Origin of the sequence: Mycobacterium spongiae (assembly GCF_018278905.1) — a bacterium.
In the GTDB taxonomy this organism is placed as follows: domain Bacteria; phylum Actinomycetota; class Actinomycetes; order Mycobacteriales; family Mycobacteriaceae; genus Mycobacterium; species Mycobacterium spongiae.
The window spans coordinates 1623677-1639555 of sequence record NZ_CP046600.1; the positions used below are offsets into that span (position 1 = coordinate 1623677).

14 protein-coding genes are annotated in these 15879 nt (G+C 63.5%); 10 read left to right on the forward strand and 4 right to left on the reverse strand.

Annotated features, from left to right (window positions below; translation table 11 throughout):
* Positions 1-2: 2 nt before the first annotated feature.
* Complete coding sequence (locus F6B93_RS06620; protein WP_425518501.1) at positions 3-629, reverse strand: TetR/AcrR family transcriptional regulator; 627 nt, start codon at positions 627-629, stop codon at positions 3-5.
* Between the two features lie 91 nt (positions 630-720).
* Here F6B93_RS06620 and F6B93_RS06625 point away from each other — a divergent pair, with 91 nt between their 5' ends.
* The 7 genes from F6B93_RS06625 to nrdF all read left to right on the forward strand — a co-directional run bounded on the left by F6B93_RS06625 (position 721) and on the right by nrdF (position 8303).
* The gene (locus F6B93_RS06625) at positions 721-1293 is read left to right on the forward strand and encodes an NAD(P)H-dependent oxidoreductase (RefSeq protein WP_211698377.1); all 573 of its coding nucleotides are present in this window, start codon (positions 721-723) and stop codon (positions 1291-1293) included.
* A 463-nt stretch (positions 1294-1756) separates the two neighbouring features.
* Positions 1757-1996: a redoxin NrdH gene (locus F6B93_RS06630; RefSeq protein WP_211698378.1), complete on the forward strand. Its 240-nt coding sequence runs from the start codon at positions 1757-1759 to the stop codon at positions 1994-1996.
* Between the two features lie 55 nt (positions 1997-2051).
* Positions 2052-2528 (forward strand): class Ib ribonucleoside-diphosphate reductase assembly flavoprotein NrdI, encoded by a 477-nt coding sequence (nrdI, locus tag F6B93_RS06635; RefSeq protein ID WP_211699317.1) that lies wholly within the window; start codon positions 2052-2054, stop codon positions 2526-2528.
* Positions 2498-4675, forward strand: coding sequence for a class 1b ribonucleoside-diphosphate reductase subunit alpha (gene nrdE, locus F6B93_RS06640; protein ID WP_211698379.1), 2178 nt, complete (start codon positions 2498-2500; stop codon positions 4673-4675). The genes nrdI and nrdE overlap by 31 nt, the downstream gene beginning before the upstream one ends.
* Before the next feature lie 95 nt (positions 4676-4770).
* On the forward strand, positions 4771-5487 hold the full coding sequence (locus F6B93_RS06645) for a TetR/AcrR family transcriptional regulator (protein ID WP_425518502.1): 717 nt from the start codon (positions 4771-4773) through the stop codon (positions 5485-5487).
* A gap of 145 nt (positions 5488-5632) precedes the next feature.
* Positions 5633-7180 carry a flavin-containing monooxygenase gene (locus tag F6B93_RS06650; RefSeq protein ID WP_211698381.1) on the forward strand — a complete coding sequence of 516 codons (1548 nt, stop codon included), beginning with the start codon at positions 5633-5635 and terminating at the stop codon, positions 7178-7180.
* Positions 7181-7340: 160 nt separating this feature from the next.
* The gene (gene nrdF, locus F6B93_RS06655) at positions 7341-8303 is read left to right on the forward strand and encodes a class 1b ribonucleoside-diphosphate reductase subunit beta (protein ID WP_211698382.1); all 963 of its coding nucleotides are present in this window, start codon (positions 7341-7343) and stop codon (positions 8301-8303) included.
* Positions 8304-8337: 34 nt separating this feature from the next.
* Here nrdF and F6B93_RS06660 read toward each other — a convergent pair whose 3' ends face one another.
* Positions 8338-9927, reverse strand: coding sequence for a molybdopterin-dependent oxidoreductase (locus F6B93_RS06660; RefSeq protein ID WP_211698383.1), 1590 nt, complete (start codon positions 9925-9927; stop codon positions 8338-8340).
* A 147-nt stretch (positions 9928-10074) separates the two neighbouring features.
* On the opposite strand from F6B93_RS06660, the gene F6B93_RS06665 reads away from it, so the two are divergent.
* Positions 10075-10461, forward strand: a complete 387-nt coding sequence (locus tag F6B93_RS06665) for a DUF3349 domain-containing protein (protein ID WP_281426141.1) — start codon at positions 10075-10077, stop codon at positions 10459-10461.
* On the opposite strand, the gene F6B93_RS06670 is transcribed toward F6B93_RS06665, so the two are convergent.
* Both F6B93_RS06670 and F6B93_RS06675 read right to left on the reverse strand, forming a co-directional pair.
* Positions 10450-11490, reverse strand: a complete 1041-nt coding sequence (locus F6B93_RS06670) for an NAD(P)-dependent alcohol dehydrogenase (RefSeq protein ID WP_211698384.1) — start codon at positions 11488-11490, stop codon at positions 10450-10452. The genes F6B93_RS06665 and F6B93_RS06670 overlap by 12 nt on opposite strands.
* A 72-nt stretch (positions 11491-11562) precedes the next feature.
* Positions 11563-12633: an iron-siderophore ABC transporter substrate-binding protein gene (locus tag F6B93_RS06675; protein ID WP_211699319.1), complete on the reverse strand. Its 1071-nt coding sequence runs from the start codon at positions 12631-12633 to the stop codon at positions 11563-11565.
* A 239-nt stretch (positions 12634-12872) separates the two neighbouring features.
* Here F6B93_RS06675 and ctaD point away from each other — a divergent pair, with 239 nt between their 5' ends.
* Entirely contained in the window at positions 12873-14594 is a 1722-nt protein-coding gene (gene ctaD / locus F6B93_RS06680; RefSeq protein ID WP_211698385.1) for an aa3-type cytochrome oxidase subunit I, read from the forward strand.
* Positions 14595-14625: 31 nt separating this feature from the next.
* Complete coding sequence (gene serB / locus F6B93_RS06685; RefSeq protein WP_211698386.1) at positions 14626-15861, forward strand: phosphoserine phosphatase SerB; 1236 nt, start codon at positions 14626-14628, stop codon at positions 15859-15861.
* Positions 15862-15879 lie beyond the last annotated feature (18 nt).

Here is a 15879-nt window from a genome sequence, read left to right on the forward strand (position 1 = left end):
CGTCACCGCCCGGCGAGCTTGCGCGCCAGACTCTCCCAGGCGTCGCCCAGCGTTTCGAGGGTCTGGCCGCCGTCATTGAGTTGATGCTCGACGTAGTCGGCGTCGAGGAGGGCCAACAGGGCGTCGGTCTGGGCATCAAGATCGCCGCTGGTCTGCGCCGAGGCCAGCAGCACCCGGACGTGCGTGCGCAGCACTGCAACGGGCGGGCCGTAGCGTGTGCGCGGATCGCGATTGGCCGCTGACAGCAGCTCGTGGTGGGCGTGGACGAAGCGCAATCGCTCGCGGCCGAAGGCCAGCAGCCGATCCATCGGTGGCGCATCCGGGCCCAAGGGGGGCGGTCCAAAGAGGAATGCCTGTTGACTTGCGCGTTCATCCTCGTCGAGTAGCACCATCATCAAACCGGCCCGGCTGCCGAACCGCCGGAACAGCGTGCCTTTGCCGACCCGGGCGGCTGCGGCAACGTCGTCCATGGTGACGGCGCCGGCGCCGTTCTTGGCGACCAGGCTGCGCGCGGCGTCCAGGAGTAGTGCACGGTTGCGCGCCGCGTCGCTGCGCTCGTGTGCGGGCTCGGTGTTCGGTTCGGGTACGACAGCCATGGGCAATCCGCCTGGCCGCTCGGTACCGCTCACACCCGAACTGTAGCGCGGTGGGAATAAAACGGACCACAGTCCGTTTTTGTCATGCAAAGATAGAGCTCGACGAGCGAAGGGTAAGGGAACTGTGTCTGCGTCCAAATCCGACATCACCATCGTGGCGCTAGTGGGAAGCTTGCGCGCCTCATCGATCAACCGCCAGATCGCGGAGCTGGCCGCAACGCTCGCTCCGGACGGTGTGACCATCGCCGTCTTTGAGGGCCTGGGAGATCTGCCGTTCTACAACGAGGACATCGACGACGCGGTCAACAGCGCGGTCGAGCAGGTACCTGGACCGGTTGCCGCGCTGCGAACTGCGGCGGGCGCCGCGGATGCCGCGCTGGTGGTCACCCCCGAGTACAACGGCAGCATTCCCGCGGTCATCAAGAACGCGATCGACTGGCTATCGCGGCCTTTCGGCAACGGCGCGTTGAAGAACAAGCCGCTGGCGGTCATCGGCGGGGCAATGGGCCGCTACGGCGGGGTCTGGGCGCATGACGAGACCCGCAAGTCGTTCGGAATTGCCGGTAGCAGGGTGATCGACACGATCAAACTCTCGGTACCGTTTCAGACTCTCGATGGTAAGGCCCCGGCGGACGACGCCGAACTCGCGGCGAATGTGCGCGACGTGGTCGGCAAGCTCGTCGCCGAGGTCAGCTGAGCGGCTGCCCGCAATCTTCAGACTTTGCTGGCTGGGGTCGCATGGGCGCCGCTGCGCTGGTGGCGCCGGCTGATCAAGGCGGTGTCGGTGGTGGCTGATATACCGGTGCCCATGGGTACCTGCAGCGGATGTTGTGATCTGCGACACGCCGAGGCTGCATCCACGAGAGGCTTACGACCAGGGAATTTCAGAAATGTTATTCGGAACATTTTGTATCTCTTCTCGTTGTCACCCCCTAGGTGTAGTGTTTTGGGCACCGGCAGATCCCAGGTTCACCAGGTCCCACCACGCGCTCGGGGCTCGATGAGGTTCTCGGAATCGGTATCGCCAGGTCGCCAGACCGGGTGTGCCGAACGATGGGATTCGGGGTTTGACGGTCCGCTGAACTTAGCGCAGATGCACGACCCGAATAGTTGCCAGTCCTCGTCGAGTTCCCTACCTTCCGCAAAGGAGCGGTACACCCATGACCATCACCGTCTACACCAAGCCCGCATGTGTGCAGTGCAGTGCGACCTACAAGGCCCTGGACAAGCATGGGCTGAGCTATCAGAAGGTCGACATCAGCCTGGATTCCGAGGCGCGGGATTACGTGATGGCGCTGGGCTATCTGCAGGCTCCCGTCGTGGTGGCCGATCACGACCACTGGTCGGGCTTCCGGCCGGACCGCATCAGCGCGCTCGCCGGATCCGCCCTGAGCGCCTAGCTCGACGGACGGCAGGGTAAGCAAGGAGGTTGCGGTGCCCAGGGATATCAGGGACATCAGGGATGGCAGGGGCCCCAACCTGGTCTATTTCTCCAGCGTGTCGGAGAACACCCATCGCTTCGTGCAGAAGCTGGGTGTTCCCGCCACGCGGATACCGCTGCGTGGTCGTATCGAGGTAGACCAGCCGTACGTGCTGATCCTGCCCACGTACGGGGGTGGCCGGGCAACCTCCAACCTCTCGACTGTTCACACCGGCGGCTATGTCCCTAAGCAGGTCATCGCCTTCTTGAATCACGAGCACAACCGGTCGCTGATCCGTGGCGTCATCGCTGCGGGCGACAACAACTTTGGTGTCGAATTCGCCTACGCGGGCAACGTGGTCTCCCGTAAGTGCGGGGTTCCCTACCTCTACCGCTTCGAACTATGGGGTACTGAGGACGACGTCGCCGCGGTCCGCGCGGGCTTAGGAAATTTCTGGGCTGAATCTTGGAAGGAACAAACGTGCCACCAACCGTCACTACAGAGCCTGTAAACACGGGCGCGCACGCCCATCTTTCCGGAGGCTCGGCAGAGCTCGATTACCATGCGCTCAACGCCATGCTGAATCTGTACGACGCGGACGGCAAGATTCAGTTCGACAAGGACCGCGAAGCCGCCCACGAGTACTTCCTGCAGCACGTCAACCAGAACACGGTCTTCTTCCACAACCAAGACGAGAAGCTTGACTACCTGATCCGCGAGAACTACTACGAGCGTGAAGTCCTCGACCAATACTCGCGTAACTTTGTCAAATCGTTGCTGGATCGTGCCTACGCCAAGAAGTTTCGGTTCCCGACCTTCTTGGGCGCGTTCAAGTACTACACCTCGTACACGTTGAAGACCTTCGACGGGAAGCGTTATCTGGAGCGCTTCGAGGACCGGGTCGTCATGGTGGCGCTCACGTTGGCGGCCGGCGACACCGGACTGGCCGAGAAGCTGGTCGACGAAATCATCGAAGGTCGGTTCCAGCCGGCCACCCCGACGTTCTTGAACTCGGGCAAGAAGCAGCGGGGTGAGCCGGTGAGCTGCTTTCTCCTGCGCATCGAGGACAACATGGAGTCGATCGGGCGCTCGATCAATTCCGCGTTGCAGCTGTCCAAACGCGGTGGGGGAGTCGCGCTGCTGCTGACCAACATCCGTGAGCATGGTGCGCCGATCAAGAACATCGAGAACCAATCATCGGGTGTGATCCCGATCATGAAGCTGCTCGAGGATTCGTTCTCCTACGCCAACCAGCTGGGTGCGCGCCAGGGTGCCGGGGCGGTGTATCTGCACGCCCATCACCCCGACATCTACCGCTTCCTGGACACCAAGCGGGAGAACGCGGACGAGAAGATCCGGATCAAGACGCTGAGCCTGGGGGTCGTGATCCCCGACATCACCTTCGAGCTGGCCAAGCGTAATGACGACATGTACTTGTTCTCGCCTTACGACGTCGAACGCGTCTACGGACTGCCGTTCGCCGACATCTCGGTGACCGAAAAGTATTACGAGATGGTCGATGACGCGCGTATCCGCAAGACGAAGATCAAGGCGCGGGAGTTTTTCCAGACGTTGGCCGAATTGCAGTTCGAATCCGGCTACCCCTACATCATGTTCGAGGACACGGTCCAGCGGGCCAATCCTATTGAAGGCAAGATCACGCACTCGAACCTGTGCTCGGAGATCCTGCAGGTGTCCACGGCCTCGTTGTTCAACGACGATCTGTCGTATGCCAAAGTAGGCAAGGACATTTCGTGCAACCTCGGATCGCTGAACATCGCCAAGACGATGGATTCCCCAGACTTCGCGCAGACGATCGAGGTGGCGATCCGTGCGCTGACGTCAGTGAGCGACCACACTCACATCACCTCGGTGCCCTCGATTGAGCAGGGTAACAACGACTCTCACGCCATCGGCCTGGGGCAGATGAACCTGCACGGCTACCTGGCCCGCGAGAGTATCTTCTACGGTTCCGAAGAAGGCATCGACTTCACCAACATCTACTTCTATACCGTGCTCTACCACGCGCTGCGGGCCTCCAACCGCATCGCGCTCGAACGCGGTTCGCACTTCTTGGGTTTCGAGCGGTCCAAGTACGCGTCGGGGGAGTTCTTCGACAAATACACCGAGCAGATCTGGGAGCCGAAAACTGCGAAGGTGCGCCAGCTTTTCGCCGACGCTGACATCCGCATCCCAACGCAGGACGATTGGCGGCGGCTGAAGGAGTCGGTCGCCGCGCACGGCATCTACAACCAGAACCTGCAGGCGGTGCCGCCGACCGGCTCGATCTCCTATATCAACCATTCGACGTCGTCGATCCACCCGATCGTGTCGAAAGTCGAGATCCGCAAGGAAGGCAAGATCGGCCGGGTCTACTACCCGGCGCCGTTCATGACCAACGACAACCTGGAGTACTACCAGGACGCCTACGAGATTGGCTACGAGAAGATCATCGACACCTATGCGGCGGCCACTCAGCATGTGGATCAAGGGCTTTCGCTGACGTTGTTCTTCAAAGACACGGCCACCACCCGTGAGGTCAACAAGGCGCAGATCTACGCGTGGCGCAAGGGGATCAAGACGCTGTACTACATCCGGCTGCGGCAGATGGCGCTGGAGGGCACCGAGGTCGACGGCTGCGTGTCCTGCATGCTGTAGCACCAGCCTTCGGCTCCGGCTACGGCAACGATGGCCCGGTCTTCGCAGGTCAGCGGCCGCTACGCGGTAAGGTGTTGGGCGTGGGGAGAGTTGCCGTGAACGAACCCAGCGCAGATGCGGAAGTGAAGGTCGACGCCCGCAGCGAACGGTGGCGCGAACACCGCAAGAAGGTGCGCAGCGAAATCGTCGATGCCGCTTTCCGCGCGATCGACCGCCTCGGCCCGGAAGTGAGTGTGCGCGAAATCGCCGAGGAGGCCGGCACCGCCAAGCCGAAGATCTACCGGCACTTCACCGACAAGTCGGATCTGTTCCAGGCGATTGGGGAGCGGCTGCGCGACATGCTGTGGGCGGCGATCTTCCCGTCGATCAACTTGGCTACCGACTCGGCCAGCGAGGTTATCCAGCGCAGCGTCGAGGAGTACGTCAGCCTCGTTGACCGGCACCCCAACGTGCTGCGATTTTTCATCCAGGGCGGCTCCGCAAAGCAGTCGGAGGCCACGGTGCGGACCTTCAACGAAGGCCGCGAGATCACGGTGACGATGGCCGAGATGTTCAACAACGAGCTGCGCGAGATGGACCTGAATCGCGACGCGTTCGAACTCGCCGGCTTCGCCGCTTTTGGCTCGGCTGCCTCAGCCACGGAATGGTGGTTGGGCCCCGAACCGGACAGCCCGCGACGCATGTCGCACGAGCAGTTCGTTGCGCAGCTGACCACCATCATGATGGGGCTCATAGTCGGCACCGCGGAGTCGCTCGGCATCACGGTGGACCCCCACCAACCGATTCACGACGCCGTACCGACTCCACGATGAGGCCAGAGCCGGCGGCGTCGACCTAGCACTGGGGATCGATAGCCCGCTGTGTTCTCCGATACTCTGGGTACCGGGTACTTGCGTTCAGCTTGCGCGAGCTTCATGGGCTCGGGCATACAGGCTCAACAGGAAAGATCTACGCATCATGACCAACGTCGTCACCCCGGCCGTCGAGGCTCAGGAATCGCGCGCTCAGCAGCCACCCGTGCATACCCGCACGGTCATCATCGGGACCGGATTCTCCGGCCTCGGCATGGCCATCGCCTTGCAACGGCAGGGTGTGGACTTCGTGATCTTGGAGAAGGCCGACGATGTCGGCGGAACCTGGCGCGACAACACCTACCCCGGCTGCGCGTGCGATATCCCGTCGCACCTGTATTCCTACTCCTTCGAGCCCAAGCCAGACTGGAAGCACCTGTTCTCCTACTGGGACGAAATCTTGGACTACCTCAAAGGGGTCGCCGAGAAATACGGACTGAGCCGCCACATCGTCTTCAATTCCCTGGTCGATCGCGGGTACTGGGACGACGACGAGTGTCGATGGCATGTCTTTACCGCCGACGGGCGCGAGTACGTTGCCCAGTTCCTCGTCACCGGGGCCGGCGCGCTGCATATCCCGTCTTTTCCCGACATCGACGGACGCGACCAATTCGGCGGCCCCGCTTTCCATTCCGCGCAGTGGGACCACAGCGTGGACCTGACCGGCAAGCGGGTGGCCGTGATCGGGACCGGCGCCAGCGCGATCCAGATTGTGCCGGAGATCGTTAGCCAGGTTGCCGAGCTTCAGCTCTACCAACGCACCCCGCCATGGGTGGCGCCGCGCACCAACGAAGAGCTTCCGGCGCGGCTGCGTCGGGCGCTCGAGAACATCCCCGGGCTGCGGGCACTGCTGCGCCTCGGCATCTATTGGGCACAAGAGGCCTTGGCCTACGGCATGACCAAGCGGCCGAACACGCTCAAAGTCCTTGAGGCCCTGGCCAAGTGGAACATTCGTCGCTCGGTGAAGGATCGTGAGCTAAGGCGCAAGCTGATCCCGCGCTACCGCATGGGTTGTAAGCGGATCCTGAACTCCTCCACCTACTACCGCGCTGTCGCGAACCCCAAGACCGAGCTGATCACCGAACCCATCACCGGCATCACCACCGGTGGGATCGTCACCGCCGACGGCACCGAGCGCCCGGTGGACGTGATTGTGTACGCCACCGGCTTCCACGTCACTGACTCGTTCACCTATGTTCAGATCAAAGGGCGACACGGTGAGGACCTGGTCGACCGCTGGAAGCGCGAGGGGATCGCCGCCCACCGCGGGATCACCGTCGCCGACATGCCCAACCTGTTCTTCCTGCTCGGGCCCAATACCGGGCTGGGGCACAACTCCGTGGTGTTCATGATCGAATCCCAGATCCGCTACGTGGCGGACGCGATCGCCACGTGCGACCGGATGGGCGCGCAGGCCCTGGCTCCGACCCGGGCGGCCCAGGACCGCTTCAACGATGAGCTGCAGCGCAAACTGGCCGGTTCGGTGTGGAACAGCGGCGGCTGCCGTAGCTGGTATCTCGACGAGCATGGCAAGAACACCGTGCTCTGGGGCGGCTACACCTGGCAGTACTGGCGAGCCACCCGCTCGATCAAGCCCGAGGAGTACCAGTTCTTCGGGGCACGCAACGGCTCGCAGGACGCAATGCTCGGTTAGGGGATCTGGCGATCAGACGACCGCGACCTCGCGACACGCAGACACAACGTGTTGTGTTGCACAAGCTTGTCGGACCCCAGGGGTAGTGTTTGAGGCCTACGCATGGCAGACAGAATCGGCAGCTAGCGAGCGCGCCGGCGGGTTCTGGGGAGGCGGAACAATGAAGCTCATCGATCGGGTGTCGGCGATCAATTGGAACCGGGTCCAAGACGAGAAGGACGCCGAGGTCTGGGATCGGTTGACCGGTAATTTCTGGCTGCCCGAGAAGGTGCCGGTGTCCAACGACCTCCCGTCGTGGGACACGCTGACCGCCGGTGAGAAACAGCTGACCATGCGGGTCTTTACCGGTCTGACATTGCTGGACACCATCCAGAGCACCGTGGGTTCGGTCAGCATGATGCCCGATGCGCTCACCCCGCATGAGGAGGCCGTTCTGGCCAACATCACGTTCATGGAGTCGGTGCACGCCAAGAGCTACAGCCAGATCTTCTCCACACTGTGCTCCACCGCCGAGATCGACGAGGCCTTCCGCTGGTCGGAGGAAAACCGAAACTTGCAGCGCAAAGCCGAGATCGTGCTCGAGTACTACCGCGGCGATGAACCGCTGAAGAAGAAGGTGGCTTCCACGCTGTTGGAAAGCTTCCTGTTCTACTCCGGGTTCTACCTGCCGATGTACTGGTCAAGCCGGGCCAAGCTGACCAACACCGCCGACATGATCCGGCTGATCATCCGCGACGAAGCCGTCCACGGCTACTACATCGGCTACAAATTCCAGCGTGGTCTGGAGCTGGTCGATGACGCCAAGCGTGCCGAGCTCAAGGACTACACCTACGAATTGCTTTTCGACTTGTACGACAACGAAGTTGAGTACACCCAGGACCTCTACGACGAGGTTGGGCTGACCGAAGACGTCAAGAAATTCGTCCGCTACAACGCCAACAAGGCGCTGATGAACCTTGGTTACGAAGCGCTGTTCCCCCGCGACGAGACCGAGGTCAACCCAGCCATCCTTTCGGCGCTGTCCCCCAACGCCGATGAGAACCACGACTTCTTCTCCGGCTCGGGTTCGTCGTACGTGATCGGCAAGGCCGTCGTCACCGAGGACGAAGACTGGGAGTTCTAGAACCTCTAGAACCGAAACCCTTGGGCGGCTGCAATCACGAGCCGACACTGAAGACGATCGAGTGCCAGCCGGTAGCCCCGTCGGGCGTCGGGCCCGGGGTCAGCGCAGCGAGCCGCTCTTCGGCCTGCATGACGCCGGCGCCATCGACGGCGCGACACGTCACTGTGTGCTGGCCGTCGGGGACCTGCTTGGTTAGCCGGAACATCCGCCACGTATTCGGATTCACCTCAGCGGACAATTCGGCCGGTTCCCATCCGCCATCGTCGATTCGGACGTCGACCCTGGAAATTCCGCGGCCCGGCGCCCAGGCAGTGCCCGCTATCGTGACACGTCCTGCGGACACCCGCTGGAACGACTCCGGCGCGTCGATTCGCGACGCGATCTTGATCGGTGCCAGGCCGGGAGGCTTGCCGTCCCAGCCGCGCGCGACCCAGTAGGGCTGCACGTCGTAGGTTGCGAGCTCCAGTTCCTTGACCCATTTGGTCGCGCTGACGTAGCCGTACAACCCGGCAACCACCGTGCGCATGGGGAAACCGTGCGCGGGCAGGAGCGGCTCCCGGTTCATTCCGATGACCAGGAGCGCGTCGTCGCCAGCGTCGCGGATCATCTGCAGCGGAGTGCCCAGGGTGAATCCGTCAACCGAATGCCCCACCACCTGGGTAGCGCCCGGCTGCACGCCGGCCTTCTCCAGCAGATCCATCAATGGCACACCAAGAAAATTGGACGTTGACACATAGGGGCCGCCCACGGGATTCGATACGCACGCCATCGTGATTGTCTTCTCGACCAGGGGCATGCGACGGATCTCATCGAACGTGAATTCCACTACCTGATCCACCATCCCGGTGATGCGCAGCACGGCGTCGTCGGCCCGAACCCGTGGCACCGCAATGTTGATGTCGACGCGATAGAAGTCGGGGCTGGGCGTGATGAACGTGGGCGTGCCCAACTCGGGAAACGCCGCGTTCGGCGGAATTCGCGGCGCGGGCTTCGTGGGGACCAGAGCGCCGATCCCGCGACGCGACTCTTCGACATCGACGCGTCGGAACAATGCGACACCGCCGAGAGCGGCCAGGGCCGCAGCCACGCCAGTCGCCAACGAGCCCAGCAGAAACCGCCGCCGCTCGACAGGGGGGCTGCCCTGCGAGGCAGTAGCCGCTTCCCCCTCGCTGTGCGGCGATTGGGGTGACGCCCACTGGTGCAACCACCAGAACACTGCCATGCCAACCAATACCGACGTGGCGGGCGCGAGCAGGCCAACAATGGGTCCCGACTGCGAAAGCACGGCCGCAACGCCGACCGCGCCAAGTACGCCGACCGCTGCCAGGCCCGGCCAGCGACGGCGGCGCGACATCAATCCGATCGCCGCCCCGGCCACGGCGAGTACCACGGCCATACCCACCAGGAGGGCTCGTTTGTCGTTCGTCCCGAACCGCTCGATCGCGAATTCTTTGACCGCGGCGGGTGTGAGGTCGATAGCGGTGTCGGCTACCGCAACGAACGGCGACGAGCTTGGAGTCAGCAACAGGCCAGCAACGAAATGGCCAGCGCCCAGCGCGGCAGCTACGGCAAGGAGACCGATCGCTGCTGCCTGGTTCTGAAGCCTGCGGGAATGGCTGGGCATAGTTGGTATTCGTTGGCGCTGTCCGTATGGATGGGCGTCAGGCTACGCGCTCTGGCCATGTGTTCAGGCCATGAACGACCTATGAACAGTGGGGATCGGATGAAGCCGGGGTGGCGCCGGCCAGGCACCTGGCATGAGACTGGTGGCGTGACGAAAGCCTCCCCCTCCCACCACCATCACCACCACTTCCTCCGCTCGGTGCTGCACTGGCTTCAAGTTGGCTACCCCGAGGGAGTCCCGGGGCCGGACCGGGTGGCGCTGCTGTCGCTCCTGCGCGGCACCCCATTGACCGAGGAGCAGGTCCGGGAGGTGGTATGCCACCTCACCGAGAATGGATCGCCGGCCCTCGCCGACGGCGTGATCAACCGCGACGAGATCGCCGAGTTCATCGCCGACGTGACCCACCACGACGCCGGACCGGAGAACATCCAACGGGTAGCGGCAACCCTGGCCGCCGCGGGATGGCCGCTGGCCGGTGTCGAGATCAACGATGCTGAACCCGGTGGTGATAGGCCTGCGGCCTCAGAGGAGTGAGGTGTCGATGACGAAGCGGTAGCGCACGTCACTGGCGAGTACGCGCTCGTAGGCTTCGTTGATGTAATCCGGTTCGATGAGCTCGATTTCGGGCTGCACGCCGTGTTCCGCGCAGAAATCCAGCATCTCTTGCGTCTCGGCGATGCCGCCGATATTGGACCCCGAAAGACTGCGGCGCATCAGCGCCAGCGCGAACGCCGGCACCTCCATTGGGTGCTCCGGTATCCCCAGTTCGACCATCGTTCCGTCGACGTCCAGCAGGTTCAGGTACTTGCCCAGGTCCAGGTTCGCCGACACGGTGTTGAGGATCAGGTCGAAGCTGCCCCGCAGCTTGCGGAAGGTGTCGGGATCGGCGGTGGCGTAGTAATTGCTGGCGCCCAAGCGCAGGCCGTCCTCCATCTTCTTGAGCGACTGCGACAGCACCGTCACCTCCGCACCCATCGCCGCGCCGAGCTTGACGCCCATGTGCCCGAGCCCGCCGAGGCCGATCACGGCGATCCGCTTGGCGGGCCCGGCATTCCAGTGCCGCAGCGGCGAGTAGAGGGTGATTCCGGCGCAGAGCAGCGGGGCCGCCGCATCCAGCGGCAGCGAGTCGGGGATGCGCATGACGTAGTTCTCGTCGACGACGATCGCTTTGCTGTAGCCCCCCTGCGTCGGCTGGCCGTCTTTGCCGATCGAGTTGTAGGTGAAGTTGGCGCCCGGTTTGCAGTACTGCTCGATCCCGCGCGCACAGCTGCTGCAATCCCGGCAGGAATCGACGAAACAGCCCACGCCGACGCGGTCGCCTTCTTTGTACTTGGTCACCGCCGAGCCCACTGCGGTCACCACGCCTGCGATTTCGTGGCCGGGGACCACGGGGTAATTCGGTTGCCCCCACTCAGCTTTGACGGTGTGGATGTCCGAGTGACAGATTCCGGCGAACTTAATGTCGATCGACACGTCGCCCGGGCCCGGCTCGCGGCGGGTGATCGTGGTCTTGGTCAGCGGTTCGTTCGCCGAAGTGGCGGCGTATGCGGCAACAGTGCTCATAGCAACCTTCTTCGTTTGTTTGGGTAACTTTTTAGCTGTGGCTTCTGCCGTAAGCCTAGCGCCACGTTCGAACTAGTTGATCGGGGCGTTCACCCAGCGCAGATCATCGACGATGCCCCGGGCCGCGACTAGGCCCTCGCCAGTCTGCCAGATCTCGTCGTTGACGACGAAGACTCGGTTGTCGCGATTGGCCGACAGCTCCCGCCACGGAGCGCTGTCCAAGACGACGGCCGCGCGCTTGGCAGCCGCCGCAGACGCGCACGAGACGTAGACGATGTCGGCGTCAGCCGCGGAAAAGTCCGGGTTCTGGGCGAGGTCGGAGTCGGTGGTGCCGAACTCGATGTACGCCTTGTCGGTGAACCGCTGCGCCGCCGGCCGGTCCACCCCGACCGCCTTGAGCACGCTGGCAGGGAAGTTCTTGGCCCCGTATATCCGCATGGTGTCGGTAGTCAGCTGCACGACCGACGCCTGGAAGTGGGTTGCGTCGTGCCTCGTCCCGACATCTCGGGCGCGCTGGACAAATCCCGCGATCAGGTCCTCGGCGGCGGCGCTGCGGGCTGTCGCGGCGCCGACGCTACGCAGATTGTCCTCCCAGGCTGCCCCCGGCGCCCCGGTGAACACCGTCGGAGCGATGGCCGCCAGCTGCGAATACAACGTCGGCGTCAACGCCGCTGAACCCAGGATCAGATCCGGGTGGGCCGCGGCGATGGCCTCGAGGTCAGGAGAACTGCGGGTGCCCGCACCGGGCACGTCGTGTACCGCCTCGCCGAGGTAAGCAGGCTGACTCGAGGAATCGTCCGGCAAGGCCGCGGCGACGACACGGGATTGCAGGCCCAGTGCGCACAGCCCATCGAGCTGATCCCCGGAGAGCGCCACGATGCGCTGCGGGTCGGCCGGTACCTCGGCCACATCGGGATCGACTCCCGCCGCGTTGTGCACCGGCCGGGTTGGCGGCCCCGGATCGTCGACCGCGGGCTCGGGCGCGCATGACCTATCCGGTTTTCGATCGTTGCCCAGCACCCCGGCGCCGGCGATCTGGGTGGTGGAGGTGATCACCGACAGGGTCGGTGATGCCGCCGTACCTGGACGTGACCCGCACCCGCTGCATGTGACTAGCAGCGCCACCTGCGCGGTCGCCAGCATGGCGGTCGCGGCTTGCGGGGTAGGCGAAACCGGTCGCTTCCCGCCGAAGAGCACGCGTTCGACGGTAACACTGACCAGTTCGGACTCGTCTTCACACGTTGGCTCGCGGCCACCGATGAGCTTGCCCGCGACCAATTACGACAGTTTGTAGGACCAGACCTACCGCCGGCCCGCTGGCGGGCTAAGATTCGTGTCAGTAGTGCTAGGGCCCCTATCCGGTTGGATGTTTGGAGGAGCTGTTGACAGCCGAAGCGCCCCCCGTGGCAGAACTCGAGGCCATTCGTCCGTACCCGGCGCGCACCGGTCCCAAAGGCAACTTTGTCTACCGGCTGCTCACCACGACCGATCACAAGATGATCGGCATCATGTACTGCGTCGCCTGCTTCATGTTCTTTTTCATTGGCGGTCTGATGGCGCTGCTGATGCGGGCCGAATTGGCCGCGCCGGGCCTGCAGTTCCTGTCCAATGAGCAGTACAACCAGTTGTTCACCATGCATGGCACCGCCATGCTGCTGTTCTACGCGACCCCGATCGTGTTCGGCTTCGCGAATCTGGTGTTGCCGCTGCAGATCGGTGCTCCCGACGTGGCGTTCCCGCGGCTGAACGCCCTTTCTTTCTGGTTGTTCCTCTTCGGGGCCACAATTGGGACGGCCGGCTTCATTACGCCGGGCGGGGCCGCCGACTTCGGCTGGACCGCCTACACCCCGCTGAGCGACGCGATCCACTCACCCGGCGTGGGCGGGGACCTCTGGATCCTGGCCATCGCGGTGGGCGGTCTCGGGACCATCCTGGGCGCGGTCAACATGATCACCACGGTGGTGTGCATGCGGGCACCCGGGATGACGATGTTCCGGATGCCGATCTTCACCTGGAACATCCTGGTGGCATCCATCCTGGTGTTGCTCGCGTTCCCATTGCTCACCGCGGCGATGTTCGGTCTAGCCGCCGACCGGCACCTCGGGGCGCATGTCTATGACGCGGCCAACGGTGGTGTCTTGTTGTGGCAGCACCTGTTCTGGTTCTTCGGCCATCCCGAGGTCTACATCCTGGCGCTGCCGTTCTTCGGGATCGTGTCCGAGATCTTCCCGGTGTTTTCCCGCAAGCCGCTCTTCGGTTACACCACGCTGGTCTACGCGACGTTGTCGATCGCGGCGCTGTCTGTTGCGGTGTGGGCGCACCACATGTACGCGACGGGTGCGATTCTCCTTCCGTTCTTTTCCTTCATGACGTTCTTGATCGCGGTGCCGACCGGGATCAAGTTCTTCAACTGGATAGGCACCATGTGGAAGGGCCAGTTGACCTTTGAGACGCCCATGCTGTTTTCGGTGGGCTTCTTGATCACCTTCTTGCTGGGCGGTTTGACGGGTGTATTGCTGGCCAGCCCGCCGCTGGACTTCCACGTCACGGATAGCTACTTCGTAGTCGCGCACTTCCACTACGTGCTGTTCGGCACCATCGTGTTCGCCTCGTTCGCCGGGGTCTACTTCTGGTTCCCGAAGATGACCGGCCGGTTACTGGACGAGCGGCTGGGCAAGCTGCACTTCTGGTTGACGATGATCGGTTTTCACACCACGTTCTTGGTGCAGCACTGGCTGGGCGACGAGGGCATGCCGCGCCGCTACGCCGACTACCTGCCTAGTGACGGCTTCACGGCGCTCAACACCGTTTCCACCATTGGAGCCTTCACTCTGGGTGTGTCGATGATTCCGTTCATGTGGAACGTGTTCAAGAGTTGGCGGTACGGCGAAGTGGTTACCGTCGACGACCCCTGGGGCTATGGCAACTCGCTGGAGTGGGCGACCAGTTGCCCGCCGCCGCGGCACAACTTCACCGAGCTGCCCCGCATCCGCTCGGAGCGTCCGGCGTTCGAATTGCACTATCCCCACATGGTGGAGCGACTTCGCGCGGAAGCTCACATCGGGCGCCATCACGAAGAACCTGCAGAGCTCACTGCGAGCTGATGCGGCCCTCCCGGTTGGGCGGCACCTGCCGGTGAGCACACCGCCTAAAACGACGGCGCTGATCACCGTCACCGGAGTGGATCAGCCAGGTGTCACGTCCGCGCTCTTCGAGGTGCTGTCGCGCCACAGTGTCGAGCTGCTCAACGTCGAACAGGTGGTCATTCGCGGCAGGCTGACCCTCGGCGTGCTGGTGTCTGGTGCTCCGACCGTTGCTGACCCTGCGGCGCTGCGGGATGATGTCGAGGCCGCCATCCACGACTTCGGTCTTGAGGTCACCATCCAGCGCAGCGACGATCTGCCGGTCGTCCGGGAACCATCGACCCACACCATTTTTGTGCTGGGCCGGCCCATCACCGCCCGTGCGTTCGGCGCGGTGGCCCGCGAGGTGGCCGCCCTGGGTGTGAACATCGATTTCATTCGGGGTATCTCCGACTACCCGGTCACCGGCCTGGAGCTGCGGGTCTGCGTGCCGCCCGGTGCCGGTGGTGCGCTGCAGACCGCTTTGACGAAGGTAGCTGGCGACCAGCATGTCGATGTGGCCGTCGAAGACTACGGCCTAGCGTGGCGTACCAAACGACTCATCGTGTTCGACGTCGACTCGACGCTGGTGCAGGGTGAGGTCATCGAGATGCTGGCTGCCCGAGCGGGCGCCCAGGGAACTGTCGCGGCGATCACCGAGGCCGCGATGCGCGGAGAGCTGGATTTTGCCCAGTCGCTGCAGCAGCGGGTGGCCACCTTGGCTGGCTTGCCTGCCACGGTGATCGACGACGTCGCCGCGCAGCTCGAACTCATGCCCGGCGCCCGGACCACGATACGCACGTTGCGCCGCTTGGGTTTTCGATGCGGAGTGGTCTCCGGCGGTTTTCAGCGGATCATCGAACCCCTGGCTCGCGAATTGATGCTGGACTATGTCGCCGCCAACGAGCTGGAAATCGTCGACGGCATTCTCACCGGGCGGGTTGTCGGACCGATCGTGGATCGGCCGGGCAAGGCCAAGGCGCTTCGGGACTTCGCCGACCAGTACGGGGTGCCGATGGAGCAAACCGTCGCGGTCGGCGACGGTGCGAACGATATCGACATGTTGAGTGCGGCGGGTCTGGGAGTCGCGTTCAACGCCAAGCCGGCGTTGCGTGAGGTTGCCGACGCGTCGCTGAGTCATCCGTACCTGGACACGGTGTTGTTCCTGTTAGGGGTGACCCGTGGGGAAATCGAAGCGGCCGACGCCGGCGACTGCGGGGTCCGTCGCGTTGAGATCCCACCGGAATAGGGCGCGCGACGGGTGACC